At 64.0% G+C, this 17,141-nt stretch carries 14 protein-coding genes; 8 read left to right on the forward strand and 6 right to left on the reverse strand.

All coding sequences use genetic code 11. From position 1 onward, the window contains the following. Positions 1-13 precede the first annotated feature (13 nt). Positions 14-1,432 carry an allantoinase PuuE gene (gene puuE / locus AC1D1L_RS02795; protein ID WP_477338617.1) on the reverse strand — a complete coding sequence of 473 codons (1,419 nt, stop codon included), beginning with the start codon at positions 1,430-1,432 and terminating at the stop codon, positions 14-16. A 199-nt stretch (positions 1,433-1,631) separates the two neighbouring features. Between puuE and uraH the strand changes: the two genes are divergently transcribed. The 4 genes from uraH to xdhC all read left to right on the forward strand — a co-directional run bounded on the left by uraH (position 1,632) and on the right by xdhC (position 6,924). Further along, complete coding sequence (uraH, locus tag AC1D1L_RS02800) at positions 1,632-2,006, forward strand: hydroxyisourate hydrolase (RefSeq protein WP_192255027.1); 375 nt, start codon at positions 1,632-1,634, stop codon at positions 2,004-2,006. Positions 2,007-2,009: 3 nt separating this feature from the next. After that, entirely contained in the window at positions 2,010-3,491 is a 1,482-nt protein-coding gene (gene xdhA / locus AC1D1L_RS02805; RefSeq protein WP_477338620.1) for a xanthine dehydrogenase small subunit, read from the forward strand. Continuing rightward, the gene (xdhB, locus tag AC1D1L_RS02810) at positions 3,491-5,851 is read left to right on the forward strand and encodes a xanthine dehydrogenase molybdopterin binding subunit (protein ID WP_477338622.1); all 2,361 of its coding nucleotides are present in this window, start codon (positions 3,491-3,493) and stop codon (positions 5,849-5,851) included. Before xdhA ends, xdhB begins: the two co-directional genes overlap by 1 nt. A gap of 62 nt (positions 5,852-5,913) precedes the next feature. Further along, the gene (gene xdhC / locus AC1D1L_RS02815) at positions 5,914-6,924 is read left to right on the forward strand and encodes a xanthine dehydrogenase accessory protein XdhC (protein ID WP_477338624.1); all 1,011 of its coding nucleotides are present in this window, start codon (positions 5,914-5,916) and stop codon (positions 6,922-6,924) included. A 13-nt stretch (positions 6,925-6,937) separates the two neighbouring features. Here xdhC and AC1D1L_RS02820 read toward each other — a convergent pair whose 3' ends face one another. From AC1D1L_RS02820 to AC1D1L_RS02830, 3 genes are all read right to left on the reverse strand, one after another. Continuing rightward, the gene (locus tag AC1D1L_RS02820) at positions 6,938-8,188 is read right to left on the reverse strand and encodes an LLM class flavin-dependent oxidoreductase (RefSeq protein WP_477338626.1); all 1,251 of its coding nucleotides are present in this window, start codon (positions 8,186-8,188) and stop codon (positions 6,938-6,940) included. Next, positions 8,185-9,135, reverse strand: a complete 951-nt coding sequence (locus AC1D1L_RS02825; RefSeq protein WP_477338628.1) for an LLM class flavin-dependent oxidoreductase — start codon at positions 9,133-9,135, stop codon at positions 8,185-8,187. Before AC1D1L_RS02825 ends, AC1D1L_RS02820 begins: the two co-directional genes overlap by 4 nt. Positions 9,136-9,271: 136 nt before the next feature. Then, positions 9,272-10,192 carry a LysR family transcriptional regulator gene (locus AC1D1L_RS02830; RefSeq protein WP_477338630.1) on the reverse strand — a complete coding sequence of 307 codons (921 nt, stop codon included), beginning with the start codon at positions 10,190-10,192 and terminating at the stop codon, positions 9,272-9,274. Positions 10,193-10,333: 141 nt separating this feature from the next. Here AC1D1L_RS02830 and AC1D1L_RS02835 point away from each other — a divergent pair, with 141 nt between their 5' ends. From AC1D1L_RS02835 to AC1D1L_RS02850, 4 genes are all read left to right on the forward strand, one after another. Then, positions 10,334-11,551, forward strand: a complete 1,218-nt coding sequence (locus tag AC1D1L_RS02835; protein WP_477338632.1) for a urate hydroxylase PuuD — start codon at positions 10,334-10,336, stop codon at positions 11,549-11,551. Between the two features lie 2 nt (positions 11,552-11,553). Beyond that, positions 11,554-12,867: a guanine deaminase gene (guaD, locus tag AC1D1L_RS02840; RefSeq protein WP_477338634.1), complete on the forward strand. Its 1,314-nt coding sequence runs from the start codon at positions 11,554-11,556 to the stop codon at positions 12,865-12,867. Between the two features lie 76 nt (positions 12,868-12,943). Next, the gene (locus AC1D1L_RS02845; protein ID WP_477338636.1) at positions 12,944-13,441 is read left to right on the forward strand and encodes a heme-degrading domain-containing protein; all 498 of its coding nucleotides are present in this window, start codon (positions 12,944-12,946) and stop codon (positions 13,439-13,441) included. Then, positions 13,438-14,703 (forward strand): glycerate kinase type-2 family protein, encoded by a 1,266-nt coding sequence (locus tag AC1D1L_RS02850; protein ID WP_477338638.1) that lies wholly within the window; start codon positions 13,438-13,440, stop codon positions 14,701-14,703. Before AC1D1L_RS02845 ends, AC1D1L_RS02850 begins: the two co-directional genes overlap by 4 nt. 225 nt (positions 14,704-14,928) lie before the next feature. Here AC1D1L_RS02850 and AC1D1L_RS02855 read toward each other — a convergent pair whose 3' ends face one another. Together AC1D1L_RS02855 and AC1D1L_RS02860 are read right to left on the reverse strand one after the other, a co-directional pair. Then, positions 14,929-15,702, reverse strand: coding sequence for a UdgX family uracil-DNA binding protein (locus AC1D1L_RS02855; RefSeq protein ID WP_477338640.1), 774 nt, complete (start codon positions 15,700-15,702; stop codon positions 14,929-14,931). A gap of 28 nt (positions 15,703-15,730) precedes the next feature. Beyond that, positions 15,731-17,116: a glutamine synthetase family protein gene (locus AC1D1L_RS02860; protein ID WP_477338642.1), complete on the reverse strand. Its 1,386-nt coding sequence runs from the start codon at positions 17,114-17,116 to the stop codon at positions 15,731-15,733. Between the last annotated feature and the right edge of the window lie 25 nt (positions 17,117-17,141).

Consider the following 17,141-nt stretch of genomic DNA (forward strand, 5'->3'; position numbering starts at 1 on the left):
TGACCCTCAGTCATTAGAGCGGGAGCATGTCTTTCAGGCGGAGCAGCGCGATGCGCTCGACCTGTTTGCAGGCGGTGTCGAGTTCGACGCCGCGGCTGTTGCCGATGCGCGCCTCGAACTCGGTGAGGATTTCCTCCTTGGTCTTGCCCCGCACCGCAATGATGAAGGGAAAGCCGAAGGTGGTGACGTAAGCTGCGTTGAGCTTGGAGAACAGCTCGCGCTCCTTGTCGGTCAGCGCGTCGAGGCCGGCGGACGCCTGTTCCCTGGTCGATTCCGCCGTCAGGCGCTTCGCCTTGGCGAGTTTGCCGGCAAGATCCGGATGGGCGTTGAGCACGCCGAGCCGTTCGGTCTCGCTGGCGGCGCGGAAGACGCGGCAGAGCGCATTGTGCAAGCCGCCGGCGCTGTCATGCGCAGGTCCGAGCTCCAGTTCGAAGGCGCGCTCGGCGATCCATGGCGAATGTTCGAACACGCCGCCGAATGTGTGAACGAAGGTCTCGAACTCCATTTTCGACGGCTTGAGCGCCGGCGGCTGATAAGGATGATGCTCCTGCCAGTGTCTGGCGATATCGATGCGGCGCGCCAGCCAGACCTTGTCGTGCGACTTTACATAGTCGACGAAGCGCTTCAGCGCCGCCACGCGGCCTGGACGGCCGACAAGCCGACAATGCAGGCCGATGTTCATCATCCGCGGCCGCCCGGCCTTGCCCTCGGCAAAGAGCGTGTCGAAACTGTCTTTCAAATAGGCAAAGAACTGGTCGCCCGAATTGAACCCTTGCGGCGTGGCGAAGCGCATGTCGTTGGCGTCGAGCGTATAGGGGATGACGAGCTGCGTGCCGCCGCTGTGCTCGAACCAGTAGGGCAGTTCGTCGTCATAGGTGTCCGACACATAGTCGAAACCGCCTTCTTCGGCGACGAGCCGCACCGTGTTGACCGAGGTGCGGCCGGTATACCAGCCGGTCGGCCGCTGCCCGGTCACCTCGTAATGCAGCTTGATCGCCGCTTCGAGGTCGCGGCGCTCGTCCTCGGCGCTATGATCGCGGTAGTCGATCCATTTTAGCCCGTGCGAGGCCATTTCCCAGCCGGCCTCCTGCATCGCCGCCACCTGGTCAGGCGAGCGGGCAAGCGCTGAGGCGACGCCGTAGCAGGTCACCGGCACTTGGGCCTCGCTGAACAGGCGCAACAGCCGCCAGAAGCCGGCCCGGGCGCCATATTCGTAGATCGATTCCATGTTCCAGTGACGCTGGCCGACCCAGGGCGCGGCGCCGACGATTTCCGACAGGAAGGCTTCGGAAGCCTTGTCGCCGTGCAGCACGCAGTTCTCGCCGCCTTCCTCGTAATTGACGACGAACTGCACCGCCACATGCGCGCCGCCCGGCCATTTCGGATCCGGCGGATTGGCTCCATAGCCGCGCATGTCTCTAGAGTAACGCATTGCCCCTCCCTGCCGGACACCGCCGGAAGTTGTGATCAGGATAGTCGAAAGGGGTGCCTACGCATTCCCTCGAAATTTTTGAAAGTGTTTTTGTGCCGCTCCGCTCGACCGGGACTTATGCATCGCCTTTAATTGGCGCACAATTCATTGCTTTGCTCGATTGTCCCGGGCCGGTTCGTTCTGGAAATGGGAGGCGCCAGTGGCAGAAACGTCGAAAGCCGATGGCGGACGTCTGACGACGCATGTGCTCGATACCGCGACCGGCAAGCCGGCGGCGGGCCTGTCGATTGCGCTTTATCACCTCGAGGGTGAGGCTCGGACACATCTGAAGACCGTTGTCACAAATGCCGACGGACGTTGCGATGCGCCGCTGCTGGCAGGCGCGGAGTTTCGCACCGGCGAGTACGAACTGATCTTCGCGGCCGGCGACTATCTGCGCGGCCAGGGAACAAAACTGCCGGAACCGGCCTTCCTCGACAGCGTGCCGATCCGCTTCGGCATGGCTGCAACAGTGCATTATCACGTGCCATTGCTTATCTCTCCCTATGGCTACTCGACCTACAGGGGGAGCTGACGCATGGCCAAGGTCACCATACGCAACGAGATCCGTTTCATCCTCAATGGCAGAGATGTCGCGCTGCCATCAATGGCGCCAGAGACGACCTTGCTCGACTGGCTGCGGCTTGAGCGCTCGCTGCGCGGCACCAAGGAAGGCTGCGCCGAGGGCGATTGCGGCGCCTGCACAGTGCTGGTCGGCAAACTCTCGGCCGGCAAGCTGGTCTACGAAAGCGTCAATGCGTGCATCCGCTTCCTCGGTTCGCTCGACGGCACCCATGTCGTGACGGTCGAGCATTTGCGCGGTGCGCCCAGCCAGTTGCATCCCGTGCAGCAGGCGATGGTCGATTTCCACGGTTCGCAATGCGGCTTTTGCACACCGGGCTTCGTCATGTCGCTCTACGGCCTGTGGATGAGGTCGCCGGACCCGTCGAACGCGGCGATCGAAAAGGCGCTGCAAGGCAATCTCTGCCGCTGCACCGGCTACGAGGCGATCATGCGCGCTGCGCGCGCCATCTCCAGCTACGGCAAGGCGGCCAAGGACCCGCTGGCAGCGGAGCGCAAGGCGATCACGGCAAGGCTCGAAGCGATGCGTGATGGCGCGCGTGTCGAGATCGGCGCCGGCAAGCAGCGGCTGATCGTGCCAGCCAACGTCGACGATTTTGCCGCCGTGCTGGACAAGGAGCCCGGCGCCACGGTTGTCGCCGGCTCGACCGATGTCGGCCTGTGGGTCACCAAGCATATGCGTGACATCTCGCCGGTAATCTTTATCGGCAATCTCGACGGGTTGTGCGTGATCTCCGAGGACAATGACGCCATCACCATCGGCGCCGGCGTCACTTACACCGACGCTTTCGCGACGCTGGCCAAGCGCATTCCGGCGCTGGGGCCGTTGTTCGACCGCATCGGCGGCGAGCAGGTGCGCAACATGGGCACGATCGGCGGCAACATCGCCAATGGTTCGCCGATCGGCGACACGCCGCCGCCGCTGATCGCGCTTGGCGCGCAGCTGACGCTGCGCCGGGGCAAGAAGCGGCGCACCATCGCGCTCGAGGATTTCTTCATCGCCTATGGCAAGCAGGACCGGCAGCCGGGCGAATTCGTCGAGGCCGTGCACGTTCCGGTGCCGGCCAAGGGGACAAAGTTTGCCGTCTACAAAATCACTAAGCGCCGCGACGAGGACATCACCGCAGCCCTCGGCGCCTTTTTCCTCGACCTGGCCAAGGACGGCACGGTGGCCGACATCTGCATCGCCTATGGCGGCATGGCGGCGACGCCGAAGCGCGCTTTCGGCGTCGAAAAGGCGCTGCTCGGCAAACCGTGGACGGAGGCAATGGTGGAAGCCGCGATGGCTGAATATGCCGGGGATTTCACCCCGCTGACCGACATGCGGGCGTCGGCCGAGTACCGGGCGCTGGCGGCGAAGAACCTTTTGCTGCGTTTCTTTGCCGAGACCAGCGGCACTCGCGAGCCGACCCAAGTGTCACGCAACGAGGCGGCCTGATGAACAAGCACGCTTCTCCCAACCTCAAGGCACCGAAGATTTCCGGCGGCGTCGCCACCGACCAGCGTCATGATTCCGCGCACAAGCATGTCAGCGGCAGCGCTGTCTATATCGACGACATGCCGGAACCGGCGGGCATGCTGCATGGCTGCCTCGGCCTGTCGACGGCAACGCACGCGACCATCACCAAAATGGACCTGTCCGCGGTGCGCGCCGCGCCGGGGGTTGTCGATGTGCTGACGGCAAAAGACGTGCCCGGCGAAAACGACATCTCGCCGACCGGCCGTCATGACGAGCCGGTGCTGGCCGACGACAAGGTGCAATTTTACGGCCAGCCGATCTTTTGTGTCATTGCCGGGACGCGCGAGGAGGCGCGCCGCGCCACGCGGCTGGCCGAGGTCGAATACAGTCAATTGCCTTTCGTCACCGACATCGGTGACCTCGACCCGCGCAAGGACAAACTGGTTACCCCGCCGCTCACCTTGAAGCGCGGCGATGCCGCTGCCGCGATCAAGGCAGCGCCGCGCCGGCTGAAGGGCAAGATGCGCGTTGGCGGCCAGGAGCATTTCTACCTAGAAGGCCATATCGCGGTGGCCATTCCTGGCGAAGACCAGGACGTCACCATCTATTCCTCGACCCAGCATCCGAGCGAAGTGCAGCATATGGTCAGCCATGCGCTGGGCGTGCCGAGCAACGCCATCACGGTGGAAATCCGCCGCATGGGCGGCGGCTTCGGCGGCAAGGAGACGCAAGGCAACCAGTTTGCCGCCCTCGCCGCGATTGCCGCCAAGAAACATCATCGCGCGGTCAAAATCCGGCCCGACCGTGACGACGACATGATCGCCACCGGCAAGCGTCATGACTTCCTCGTCGACTATGAGGTCGGCTTCGACGACGCCGGCAACATTCTTGGCGTCGACTTCATGTTCGCGGCGCGCTGCGGCTTTTCCTCGGATCTCTCCGGCCCGGTCACCGACCGTGCGCTGTTCCACTGCGACAACACCTATTTCTGGCCGGCGGTGCATGCGCAGTCGGCGCCGCTCTATACCAACACGGTGTCGAACACGGCGTTTCGCGGCTTCGGCGGCCCGCAAGGCATGGTCGGCGCCGAACGCGTCATCGACGAGGTCGCCTTTGCCGTCGGCAAGGACCCGCTCGAAATCCGCAAGCAGAATTTCTATGGCACCAGTGGTGATAAAGAGGGGGGCCGCAACGTCACGCCCTACCACCAGACGGTCGAGGACAACATCATCCATCGCATCGTCGCCGAACTGGAGGCGAGCGCGGACTATGCAAGCCGCCGCAGGATCATCCAGGCCTTCAACGCCAACAGCCGCTTCATCAAGCGCGGGCTGGCGCTGACGCCGGTGAAATTCGGCATCTCGTTTACCGCGACGCATTACAACCAGGCCGGCGCGCTGGTGCATGTCTATACCGACGGTTCGGTGCATCTGAACCATGGCGGCACCGAGATGGGGCAAGGCCTCTATATCAAGGTGGCGCAGGTGGTGGCGGAAGAATTCCAGATCGACCTCGACCAGGTGAAAATAACCGCGACGACCACCGGCAAGGTGCCCAACACGTCGGCCACTGCGGCGTCGTCCGGCACCGACCTCAACGGCATGGCTGCGCAGAACGGCGCCCGCCAGATCAAGGATAGGCTGACCGATTTCGCCGCCGAAAAATACCAGGTGCCGCGCGACCAGGTGCTGTTCCTGCCCAACCGCGTGCGCATCGGCAACCAGGAGATCGCTTTCGCCGACCTCGTCAAGCAGGCCTATATGGCCCGCATCCAGCTGTCGGCGACGGGCTTCTACAAGACGCCGAAAATCCATTGGAACCGCGACAAGGGCGAGGGCCGTCCGTTCTATTATTTCGCCTATGGCGCCTCGTGCTCGGAAGTCTCGGTCGACACACTGACCGGCGAATATGTCGTCGAGCGCACCGACATATTGCACGACACCGGCCGTTCGCTGAACCGCGCCATCGATATCGGCCAGATCGAGGGCGGCTTCATCCAGGGCATGGGCTGGCTGACGACGGAGGAACTGTGGTGGGACGACAAGGGTCGGCTGCGCACGCACGCGCCGTCGACCTACAAGATCCCGCTGGCGTCCGACCGGCCGAAGATCTTCAACGTGACGCTGGCTGACTGGCCGGAAGCCAACGAGCCGACGGTGCACCGCTCCAAGGCGGTCGGCGAACCGCCCTTCCCGCTCGGCATGTCGGTGCTGCATGCGCTGTCGGATGCGGTAGCCAGCGTTGCCGACCACAAGATTTGTCCGCGTCTCGACGCCCCAGCGACACCGGAACGGGTGCTGATGGCGATCGAACGGCTGAGAGCCGCCAAATCGGCCTGATCGAGCCAGAACGTGCAAATCCGGCCCGAAAACGCTATGTTTCCCAGGTGGGAATGCAGACGATGAACTCGAAAGTGCAAAGCCTCAGAGCTTTTCTCGCCAGCGCGGGCCGGCTTGCCTTGGTCGAAGTGGCAGGCACTAAAGGCTCGACGCCGCGCGAGAAGGGCGCCTTCATGCTCGTCTCGCAGGCGGCGATTTTCGGCACGATCGGCGGCGGCCAGCTCGAATATATGGCGATCGACAAGGCCAGGCAGATGCTTTTCTCCCCCCTTGAGGGGGAGATGGCCGCAAAGCGGCCAGAGGGGGGCCTCTCAGGAGGCACCGCAAGGGCGTCGCGCACTGCCGCAACGACCCCACCCGGCGGCTTCGCCGCCACCCTCCCCTCGAGGGGGAGGGGAACCCGTATCGAGGTCGATGAAGTCTGCGCCACGCTCGACGTGCCGCTTGGGCCGGAGATCGGCCAGTGCTGTGGCGGGCGCGTGGAGGTGCTGATCCGTGTCGTCGATGCCGCGCTTGCTGCCGAGCTGGTTGCAGCGGCGGAAGCCGAGGAAACCCACCTGCCGCATGTCTATATCTTCGGCGGTGGCCATGTCGGCCAGGCGCTGGCCTCGACCATCGCACTTCTTCCTGTGCACGGCGTCGTCATCGAGACGCGGGCCGAAGCGTTGGAAGGCATGCCTGAAAACGTCGAGACGCGACTGACGCCGATGCCGGAGGCCGAGATACGCAAAGCGCCTGCCGGCGCCGCCTTCGCCATCCTCACCCACGACCACGCGCTCGATTTCCTCATCGTTGCTGAGGCGCTCAAGCGCGACGATGCGGCCTATGTCGGCATGATCGGCTCCAAGACCAAGAAGGCGACGTTCAGGAACTGGTTCCTGAAATCGGCGGAGGGCACGGAGGCTGAGTTCGCCCGCCTCGTCTCGCCGATCGGCGGCGACGGCGTCAAGGACAAGCGCCCACCGGTGATCGCAGCGCTGGCGGCGGCCGAGATCATGACGGCGCTGGTCGTTCACCACGCGACGTCAAATATCGACCATCCGGTCCAACGAGACAAAGAAATAGCCGGCTAACTTTTCGCCACAGCTACGCCGGCCGCTTCAACCCCAGATGCTCGCGTAGAGTGCTACCCTCGTACTCCCGGCGGAACAGGCCACGCCGCTGCAGTTCCGGCACCACCAGCGTGGCGAACGCATCGAGTTCGCCGGGGAAATAGGACGGCATGACATTGAAGCCGTCGGCCCCGCCGCCTTCAAACCGCGCCTGCAACTCGTCGGCGATCTGCGCCGGGGTACCGACGACACGCCAATGGCCGCGCGCGCCGGCGAAATGACGGGCAAGCTGGCGGATGGAAAGGCCGTCGCGGCGCGATTGCTCGACAACCAGCGCCTGGCGGCTTTTCATGCCCTCGGTCTCCGGCAGTTCCGGCATCGGCCCGTCGATCGGGTAGCGATGCAGGTCCGAAATGCTGAGATAGCTGGACAGCAGTGCTACGCCGACATCGTCGGGAATCAGCGCCTGCAATTCCTCATGTTTCTCCCGCGCCTCAGCCTCGGTTTCCGCCACCACGGGCGACACGCCAGGCATGATCTTGATATCGTTCGGCTCGCGGCCATAGGCCGCCATTCGGCCCTTGAGATCGTCGTAGAAGGCTTTCGCTTCCTCGAGAGTCTGCGCGGCCGTGAACACCACATCGGCAGTGCGTGCGGCGAGGTCGCGACCGACATCGGAGGCGCCGGCCTGGACCATCACCGGCGCACCCTGTGGCGATCGCGGCAAATCGAGCGGGTCGCGCACCGAAAAGCTCTGGCCGTCATGGCCTTGAAAGCTGCCACCTTGCCAAAGTCCCCTGACCACCTCGGCGAACTCCCGCGCCCGCTCATAGCGGTCGGCATGCGGCTTGAGGCCGGTCGCGCCGAAATTGGCGGCTTCGATGGGGCTCGCTGATGTCACCAGATTCCAGCCGGCTCGGCCGCCGCTTAAGCGATCGAGCGACAAAAAGGTCCGCGCCAGGCCGTAGGGCTCGTTGTAGCTGGTCGAGGCCGTCGAGACGAGGCCGATGCGGCTGGTCGGGACGGCGAGCGCCGACAGCAGGCTGATCGGCTCGAAGCCGATCGAGCGCGAGGTCTGGCTGGCGATGCCGACATCGGCTTCGCGTAAGCCCGCGGCGTCCTCGCAAAAGATCATGTCGAACTTCGCCGCTTCCGCAGTACGCGCCAGCTGGATGTAGTGGTCGATGTCGATGCCGGCCGCGACATGCGCCTTGGGATGGCGCCAGGCGGCGATGTGGTGGCCGGTTGCCCACAGGAAGGCGCCAAGCTTCATCTGGCGGGTCATTGGTCGCCTCCGGCAAGTCCCAGATGCGCGCGCAATGTCGTTCCCGGATAGCCTTGGTGAACGAGGCCACGCCGCCGCAGCTCCGGCAGCACGCCCTCAACGAAACCGCCGAACGCGGAAGGCGACATCGCCATGTTGAACCCGTCGCAGCTTTTCGAGCGGCACAGCTCTTCCAGCCTGCCGGGGTCGATATCCGACCTGGCGCCGGAGACATTCACCAACACCTTCACGGCATCCGGCTTGCGCCCGCATGCCGCGACACGGCGCTTCAGATCGTCATGGCGCGTCTTGGCGTCTTCGGCCTCATCCAGCAAGACGACATCGGCGCTGCGGGCGGCAAGATCGAAGACGCGCTCCGACACACGGGACATCACCAGCACCGGCGTATCCTGCGGCGAGCGCGCGACATTGAGCGGGCCGCGCACCGAGAAGAACTCGCCCTTGTGGTCGAGCAGATGCATCTTGCTGGGATCGTGGAAGTGGCCGCCGACCTTGTCGAACAGCAGCGCATCCGCATCCCAGCCCTGCCACAGGCCCTGGACGATGCCGATATATTCTTCCACACGACGGCGGAAATCGTCGGCGGAAAATCCTTCCGGCCGGCTGAAATTGGCGGCTTCGCGTGGCGCCTGCGCCATGGTCGCGTGCCAGCCAGCGCGACCGTGGCTGATGATGTCGAGCGAGGCAAAACGGCGCGCCAGATTGTAGGGCTGGTGAGCGACGGTGGAAGCTGCGGCAACGAGGCCGATCCTGCTCGTCACCGTCGCCAGCGCCGCCAGCAAGGTCGTCGCTTCGAAAGGGCTCTCCGATCCGCCGCTGTCCGGCACGGTATCGTCGAGGATAATCACGTCCAGCCCGACAACCTCCGCCTGCTTGGCAAAGCTGGCGAGCTCGCTGAAGGCGAGCGGCTGCCCGGAAGCAATGTTGAGCGAAACGGCGAGATGCATTGTGGTTTGCTCGTCAGTCGGCGCGGGGCCATCGAGGCGGAGTATGCAAACCTAAGGTCGCCTGCATGCAAGGCAACCCTTGCGACTGGGCCAACAGCCCATCACTTTCCGGCCAGGCTATTTGCCGGCCAGCCCCCTATTTGCCAGCCAGAAGGTCCTTGATCAGCCGCTGGCAGCGCTCGGCCATGAAGTCGAGCAGCAGCCGCACCTTGGGGTCCTGCAGCTTCTTGTGCGGATAGACGGCGGCGAACTGCACCGGGGTCGGCGGCGTGCTGGCCAGGATCACCTGCAGCCGCCGGTCGCGAATGAAGGGTTCGACCTCGAAGCGCGGCTTGTTGATGATGCCGCGCCCCGACAGCGCCCAGCCGGTCAGCACATCGCCATCGTCGGTGTCGTAAGGGCCATGCACCTCGAATTTCTGGGGGCCGGCAGGTGTTTGCAGCGTCCAGACATATTCGCGCGCACCGGAATAGCGCAGCATCAGGCAATCGTGCTTCTTGCCGATCAGTTCCTGCGGCTCCACCGGTTCGCCGCGCGCTTCCAGATATTTCGGCGCCGCCACCAGCACGCGCTCGCATTCCATGATGCCGCGCATTCTCAAGCTGGAATCCTCGATGATGCCGAGTTTGAAGGCGACGTCGATGCCTTCCTTCATGATGTCGATATTGTGGTCGGAGAGCCTGAGCCGCACCTCGATATCGGGGTACTTGTCGTGAAAGTCCGGAATGCCCGAGGCCACCAGCCGCCGCCCGAGGCCGAGCGGCGCAGTGACCCGGATGGTGCCGCGCGGCTGGCCGGAGAGCGCCGAGACAGCGGCTTCCGCCTCGGTGATCGCTTCCAGTACCTGCTTGGCGCCGGAGTAAAACACCGTGCCATGCTCGGTCGGCATCAATTGCCGCGTGGTGCGGTTGAACAGCCGCACGCCGAGATGTTTTTCCAGTTCCTTGATGCGGTTCGACGCGACCGCCGGCGAAATGCGCATGTCGCGGCCCGCCGCCGACAGATTGCCAAGCTCGACGACGCGAACGAAGACGGCGATGTTGTCGAGATAGGCCATGCGGGTTCGTGGCTCTTTATGTAGCTACGTGTGTGGTCAGCCTAGTATTTTCCATTTTTTTTTGAAAGTCATCGTACACCTCGCCTCTTTTCGTTTGCGTACCACACCGTAAAGTCAACCGGACGGCAGGGACGATTTCACATGATGGATTTCGCGATTTTCTGGGACTGGCTGAGTTTTGCCGTGCGCTGGCTGCACGTCGTCACCGGCATCGCCTGGATCGGCTCGTCCTTCTATTTCGTCGCGCTCGATCTTGGCCTGCGCCAGCGTCCCGGCATGCCGGTCGGCGCCTTCGGCGAGGAATGGCAGGTGCATGGCGGCGGCTTCTACCACATCCAGAAATATCTGGTGGCGCCTGCTGAAATGCCCGAGCATCTGACCTGGTTCAAATGGGAATCCTACGCCACCTGGCTTTCAGGCTTCGCCATGCTGTGCGTGGTCTACTATGCCGGCGCTGACCTGTTCCTGATCGATCCCGACGTCCTGCCAATGTCGGTGCCGGTGGGCATATTGCTGTCGATGGCAACCATCGGTGTCGGCTGGGTGGTCTATGATCTTCTGTGCCGCTCGCCGTTGGGAAAAAGCGACACCGGGCTGATGCTGGTGCTCTATGGCGTGCTGGTGTTCATCGCCTGGGGGCTGACGCATCTGTTCACCGGCCGTGCCGCCTTCCTGCATCTGGGCGCCATCACTGCCACGATCATGTCGGCCAACGTCTTTATGGTGATTATTCCAAACCAGAAGATCGTCGTCGCCGACCTCATCGCCGGCCGCAAGCCCGATCCGAAATACGGCAAGATCGCCAAGCAGCGCTCGCTGCACAACAACTACCTGACCCTGCCCGTGCTGTTCCTGATGCTGTCGAACCACTATCCGCTGGCGTTCGCGACCGAGTTCAACTGGGTCATCGCCTCGCTGGTGTTCATCATCGGCGTGCTGATCCGGCACTATTTCAACACCGTGCACAAGCGTGCCGGCAACCCGCACTGGACCTGGATGGCGGCTGCGGTGCTGTTCATGATCATCATCTGGCTGTCGACGGCGCCGAAAATACTGACCGGCGAGCCCAAGGCGTCCGCCGCGGCCGAGGTCTACATCGCGTCTTCGCATTTCCCGGCAGTGCGCGACACCGTGCTTGGCCGCTGCTCGATGTGCCATGCTGCCGAGCCGGTCTATGAAGGCATCTACCACGCGCCCAAGGGCGTGATGCTCGACACCGACGCCGGCATTGCCGAGCATGCCCGCGAGATCTATCTGCAGGCCGGGCGCAGCCACGCCATGCCGCCGGCCAACATCACCCAGATCAGCGACAAGGAGCGGGCGCTGCTGGTCGCCTGGTTCGAAGGCGCAGGAAAATAAGCATGACCTCCACACTTCTGCGCGGCCGCACGCTGAGCTTTTTGCGCTGGCCCGAAGCCATCGACGATCATGCCGCCTGGCGCTACGAGGAGGATGGCGGCCTTTTGATCCGCGACGGCCGGATCGTCGCTGCCGGCGCCTATGCGCAGGTGGAAAAGCAGGCCGGTGAGGGCGTGAAGAAAATCGACCACCGGCCGCATCTGCTGCTGCCGGGCTTCATCGACGCGCATGTGCATTTTCCGCAGATGCAGGTGATCGCCTCCTACGGCGCCGAGCTGCTCGACTGGCTGAACACCTATACCTTTCCCGAAGAGACCAAATTCGCCAATGCCCAGCACGGCCGTCGCATCGCCCGGCTGTTCCTGGACGAAATGGTACGCCATGGCACCACGACGGTCGCCGCCTACTGCTCGGTGCACAAGGCGTCCGCCGAAGCCTTCTTCGCGGAATCGCATGCGCGCAGCATGCTCAACATCGCCGGCAAGGTGATGATGGACCGCAATGCGCCGGCCGGCGTGATTGATACGCCGCAATCCGGCTATGACGACACCAAGGCGCTGATTGCGGAATGGCACGGCAAGGGCCGGCAGCTTTATGCGATCACGCCGCGTTTCGCCATCACCTCGTCACCCGAACAGCTGGAGATGTCGGGCACGCTCTGCCGCGAGTATCCTGACCTGCACATGCAGACGCATCTGTCGGAAAACCACGCCGAGATCGCCTTTGCCCAAAAGCTCTATCCGCAGGCGCGCGACTACACCGATGTCTACGAAATGTACGGGCTGTTAGGCAAAAAAAGCCTGTTCGGCCACTGCATTCATTTGTCGGAACGCGAGGCGGATGCGCTGTCGGACTCGGGCTCGGTCGCGGTGTTCTGCCCGACTTCGAACCTGTTCCTCGGCTCCGGCCTGTTCGACTACCAGCGCTTCCGCCGCCGCGAAAAACCGCTGCGCATCGCCGCCGCCACTGATGTCGGCGGCGGCACCAACTATTCGATGCTGCGCACCATGGACGAAGGCTACAAGGTGATCGCGCTGAACGGCGAGAAGCTGAACCCGTTCCAGTCCTTCTGGCAGATCACGCTCGGCAATGCCGAAGCGTTGTCGGTGGCAGGCAAGGTCGGCACGCTGGATGAAGGCACCGACGCCGACATCACCGTGCTCGACGCCCGCGCCACGCCGGCGATGCGACTGAGGATGGAGACGGTCGAAGCGCTGGCCGAGGAACTATTCCTGCTGCAGACGCTGGGCGATGACCGCGCGGTGCGCGAGGTCTATGTCGCGGGGCGGCCGGCGAAGAGCGACATGGCCAGCTAGGCTCCCATGCGGTCCTTGCTTGACCCGGCCGCAGCCATCGGTCAAACCGTGCGGCGACATTTGACAGGGGAACACCATGGCCGCTGCGGACGACATCGCTCTGATCCAGAAACAGGAGGAGATGCTGGTCTTCCCGGCCTTCGACGAGGCAGTGGCCTTCAAGATCGGCGTCGCGATCCGCAAGCGGGCGCTGGCTGACCATTTGCCGATCATTGTCGACATCAGGCTGTGGGATCGCCCCCTGTTCTACGCTGCCATGCCGGGCTCGAATGCCTCCAATCCGGACTGGGCGCGGCGCAAGATCAATGTGGTGAAGCGCTACCTCAAGAGCACCTACCGCATGGTGCTGGAGCAGCAGCGTCCAGACCGCACTTTCAAGATCGGCGAAGGGCTGGACATTGTCGACTATGTGCTGGCCGGAGGCGGTTTTCCGGTGACGGTCAAAGGCGCCGGCGTTATTGGCGCGATTACGGTCTCCGGCCTGCCAGAGCGCCAGGACCATGGCGTCGTCGTCGATGCGCTGTGCGATCATCTCGGCGTCGACAAGCGTGGACTGGCGCTGTCTGCGGAATGACCGTGCTCGAACCCAAGTCCTTCCTCATCTCCATTTTCGACGCCGCCGTTGCTGCCGCCGATCCCGAACGCACGATCCGGGATCATCTGCCGGCGAAACCTAGAGGCCGCACCATCGTGATTGGCGCCGGCAAAGGCTCGGCGCAGATGGCGGCGGCGTTCGAGAAGGTCTGGGACGGTCCGATCGAAGGGCTGGTCGTCACCCGCTATGGCTATGGCGCCAGATGCGAGCGCATCGAGATCATCGAGGCGGCGCATCCGGTGCCTGATGCCGCCGGGCTTGAGGCCTCGCGGCGCCTTCTGGAGAAGGTGCAGGGGCTGACCTCAGACGATCTGGTCGTGGCGCTGATTTCGGGCGGCGGCTCGGCGCTGCTGCCATCTCCCGCCGCCGGCCTGACATTGGCCGACGAGATCGCCGTCAACGAGGCGCTGCTTGCCTCCGGCGCGCCGATCGCGGCCATGAACACCATCCGCAAGCATGTCTCGACCATCAAGGGCGGCCGGCTGGCTGCAGCTGCCTGGCCGGCCAAAATGGTGTCGCTGGTGGTCTCCGACATTCCCGGCGACAACCCGGCTCTCGTTGCCTCCGGTCCGACCGTGCCGGACACCGGCAGCCGCGAGGACGCGCTGGCCTCGATAGCGGCCTATGGCATGAAGTTGCCGGACGCCGTGATGGAGCACATCAACTCGGCGGAGGCCGATGCACCAAGTCCTGGGGATGAGCGCTTTGCAGGCAATGAAGTGCATCTCATCGCCTCGGCCGGCGTGTCGCTGGAAGCGGCGGCAGCCGAAGCCAGGCGCCAAGGCATCGAAGCCGTCATCCTCTCCGACTCCATCGAGGGCGAGGCGCGCGAGGTCGGCGGCATCCACGCGGCCATCGCGCGTGAAGTGGCGACGCGCAACCGGCCATTTCCCAAGCCGGTGCTGATCCTGTCGGGGGGTGAGACAACGGTCACCTTGCGCGCTAAGGGCAAGGGAGGCCGCAACTCCGAATTCCTGCTGGCCTTCGCCATCGGCATCAGCGGTGCGGACAACATCCATGCGCTGGCCGCCGACACCGACGGCATTGACGGCTCGGAAGACAATGCGGGCGCCTTCGCCGATGGTTCGACGGTGGCGCGCATGCGTTCAGCCGCCGTCGACGCCAAGGCGATGCTTGCGGGGAACAATGCCTGGACGGCGTTCAATGCGGTTGACGATCTGTTCGTGCCAGGGCCGACCGGTACCAATGTCAACGATCTCCGGGCCATTCTGATCCGGTAGAGCACGTCGCGTTACCTGTCTGCACAAAAGTCGGCGCTGCCCCTCATCCGCCTGCCGGCACCTTCTCCCCATATAGTGACGGGGAGAAGGAAACTGGCCGCGCCTTCGCGCTCTTCTTGCGACGTTGACGATTTGCGAAAGCCGCGGTCACAGCCTTTCTCCCCGTCACTATACGGGGAGAAATGCCCGGCAGGGCAATGAGGGGCGGCGCCGACCGTCGCCTGATTAAGCCGCCATCAGCCGCTTCACCTGCTTCATGTCATGCAAAAACCTTTCGCGCTCGGCTTCCTTGTCCGCAGGCTCGTGGATGCGCAAAATGAAAGACGGATGGATGGTGATGAACACGCGCAACCCGTCCTCGCGCTCGATCACCTGACCGCGCATTTTCGTCACGGGAATAGCCCTGCCCAGCAGCGACAAGGCCGCCGTTGCGCCAAGTGCCACGGCGAGGCCCGGCTTGATCAGCTCCAATTCTTTGCCGATCCACCAGCGGCAGGCCTGAACCTCGCCGGCATTCGGCTTGGAGTGGATGCGGCGCTTGCCGCGCGGTTCGAATTTGAAGTGTTTCACGGCATTGGTGACGTAGACCTTTTGCCGGTCGACGCCGGCGTCATCGAGGATTGCATTGAAGACTTTGCCTGCCGGGCCGACAAACGGTTTACCGGCGAGATCCTCCTGGTCGCCCGGCTGTTCGCCGACGAAGACCACCTTGGCGTTGTCAGGCCCCTCGCCGAACACGGTCTGCGTCGCGTCGCGCCACAGCGGGCAGCGGCGGCAACTCTTCGCGGCTTCGCGCAACTCGGAAAGGGTGTTGGCGTCATCATCCGGCGCCTCGGCCGGCTCGCGCTTCGGCCAATGCCTGGCCTGCACCCTGGCGTGGTGCGGCGCCGGCGTCGTCGGCATTCTGGCAATCATATCCTTTGCGGCCTCGTCCGCGCCTGCGATCAGATCTGGAATGAGCGAGGCCTCCGGAAGGTTCCGCCAATATTTCTTCGGCATCTCCTTTTGCGCCTGATCGTCAGGTCTCTCACACCTCGTGCAGATAGAGGTGGTAGTCCAGCTCGCTGACGGTGCGGGCGACGCGCAGATATTCGGACTGCTTGATCGCCACGAAAGTGCGGTGCAGATCCTCGCCCAGCGCCTCTTTCAGGAAGCTCGACGCCCGCGCGGCCTCGATCGCGGCGCGCCAATCGACCGGCATGGTCGTGCGCGTGACGGCTGCTTCATAGCCGTTGCCGGTCGTCTCCGGGCCAGGGTCGAGACCTTCGTCCAGTCCCTTGACGATGCCGGCCAGCACGGTTGCGGCGATCAGGTAGGGATTGGCGTCGACGCCCGACGGCCGGTGTTCGATGCGCCGGTTCTTCGCATCGCCAGCCGGCACGCGCAGCGCCACCGAACGGTTGTTGACGCCCCAGGTCGGCGCCACCGGCGCATAGGATTGCGAGACGAAGCGGCGCCAGGAATTGGCATGCGGCGCAAACACCAGCATCGATTCCGCCATGGTCTGGATCAGGCCGCCGAGCCCTTGCAGCAGCGGCAGCGACCAGCTTTCGCCACCGGCTTCGGCAAATACATTCTTGCCGGCCTTGTCCTGCAACGAGACGTGGAAATGCATGCCCGAGCCGGCGTATTTTTCGATCGGCTTGGCCATGAAGCAGGCGGTGACGCCGTGGCGGCGCGCCTGTGCACGCACCAGCCGCTTCAGCATGACGAGGTCGTCGGCCGCCCGCATCACATCCTTGCGGTAGTTCAGCGTCAGTTCGTATTGCCCCGGCGCGTATTCGGAAATCACCGTCTCGGCCGGGATGCCTTGCGCCTTGGCCGCGGCATAGATGTCGGAAAACAGCGGCTCCATGCCATGCAGATGGTCGACGGAATAGACCTCGGTCTTGGCCGAGCGGCGACCGTCGAGCACGGCGTCGGCCGGCTTCACCTTGCCGTCGGCGTCACGCTCATTGGCAAGCAGGAAGAATTCGAGTTCGAAGGCGCCGGCGGGGTAGAGGCCCTTGGCTGCCAGTATGTCGACCTGCCTGGCCAGCGCCAGCCGCGGGTCCGACGACATTGGCTGTCCGTCCAGATGGTACATCGCCATCAGCAACTGGCCGCGCGGCGGGCTCGTGCCATAGAGCGGCACCAGCGTGCCGGGGATCGGCCATGCCCTGAGGTCGCCGTCGCCGGTCGTCCAGATCAGCCCGGTCTCGTGCACATCCTCGCCGGTGATGTCGAGGCCGAGGATCGAGATCGGCATGTGACGGCCGCCCTCATAAATGCTTTTCAGCTCATGCCGACGCACGATCTTGCCGCGACCGACCCCATTGGCGTCGGTCAAGACGATGTCAAAGGCCTCGATTTCAGGATGGGCGTCGAGAAAGGCTTGCGCCTCGGCGGGCGTCGAGCCCGAAGGTGAAGTCATGATTGCTGTACTCAAGGTTTGCTTG

Source organism: Mesorhizobium sp. P2_D6 (assembly GCF_056404315.1).

What these genes read in the sequence shown, in the direction of transcription:
- puuE (WP_477338617.1), bottom strand. Translation starts at nt 1,432, where the DNA reads ATGCGTTACTCTAGAGACATGCGCGGCTATGGAGCCAATCCGCCGGAT.
- xdhA (WP_477338620.1), top strand. Translation starts at nt 2,010, where the DNA reads ATGGCCAAGGTCACCATACGCAACGAGATCCGTTTCATCCTCAATGGC.
- xdhB (WP_477338622.1), top strand. Translation starts at nt 3,491, where the DNA reads ATGAACAAGCACGCTTCTCCCAACCTCAAGGCACCGAAGATTTCCGGC.
- xdhC (WP_477338624.1), top strand. Translation starts at nt 5,914, where the DNA reads ATGAACTCGAAAGTGCAAAGCCTCAGAGCTTTTCTCGCCAGCGCGGGC.
- AC1D1L_RS02820 (WP_477338626.1), bottom strand. Translation starts at nt 8,188, where the DNA reads ATGACCCGCCAGATGAAGCTTGGCGCCTTCCTGTGGGCAACCGGCCAC.
- AC1D1L_RS02825 (WP_477338628.1), bottom strand. Translation starts at nt 9,135, where the DNA reads ATGCATCTCGCCGTTTCGCTCAACATTGCTTCCGGGCAGCCGCTCGCC.
- AC1D1L_RS02830 (WP_477338630.1), bottom strand. Translation starts at nt 10,192, where the DNA reads ATGGCCTATCTCGACAACATCGCCGTCTTCGTTCGCGTCGTCGAGCTT.
- AC1D1L_RS02835 (WP_477338632.1), top strand. Translation starts at nt 10,334, where the DNA reads ATGATGGATTTCGCGATTTTCTGGGACTGGCTGAGTTTTGCCGTGCGC.
- guaD (WP_477338634.1), top strand. Translation starts at nt 11,554, where the DNA reads ATGACCTCCACACTTCTGCGCGGCCGCACGCTGAGCTTTTTGCGCTGG.
- AC1D1L_RS02845 (WP_477338636.1), top strand. Translation starts at nt 12,944, where the DNA reads ATGGCCGCTGCGGACGACATCGCTCTGATCCAGAAACAGGAGGAGATG.
- AC1D1L_RS02850 (WP_477338638.1), top strand. Translation starts at nt 13,438, where the DNA reads ATGACCGTGCTCGAACCCAAGTCCTTCCTCATCTCCATTTTCGACGCC.
- AC1D1L_RS02855 (WP_477338640.1), bottom strand. Translation starts at nt 15,702, where the DNA reads ATGCCGAAGAAATATTGGCGGAACCTTCCGGAGGCCTCGCTCATTCCA.
- AC1D1L_RS02860 (WP_477338642.1), bottom strand. Translation starts at nt 17,116, where the DNA reads ATGACTTCACCTTCGGGCTCGACGCCCGCCGAGGCGCAAGCCTTTCTC.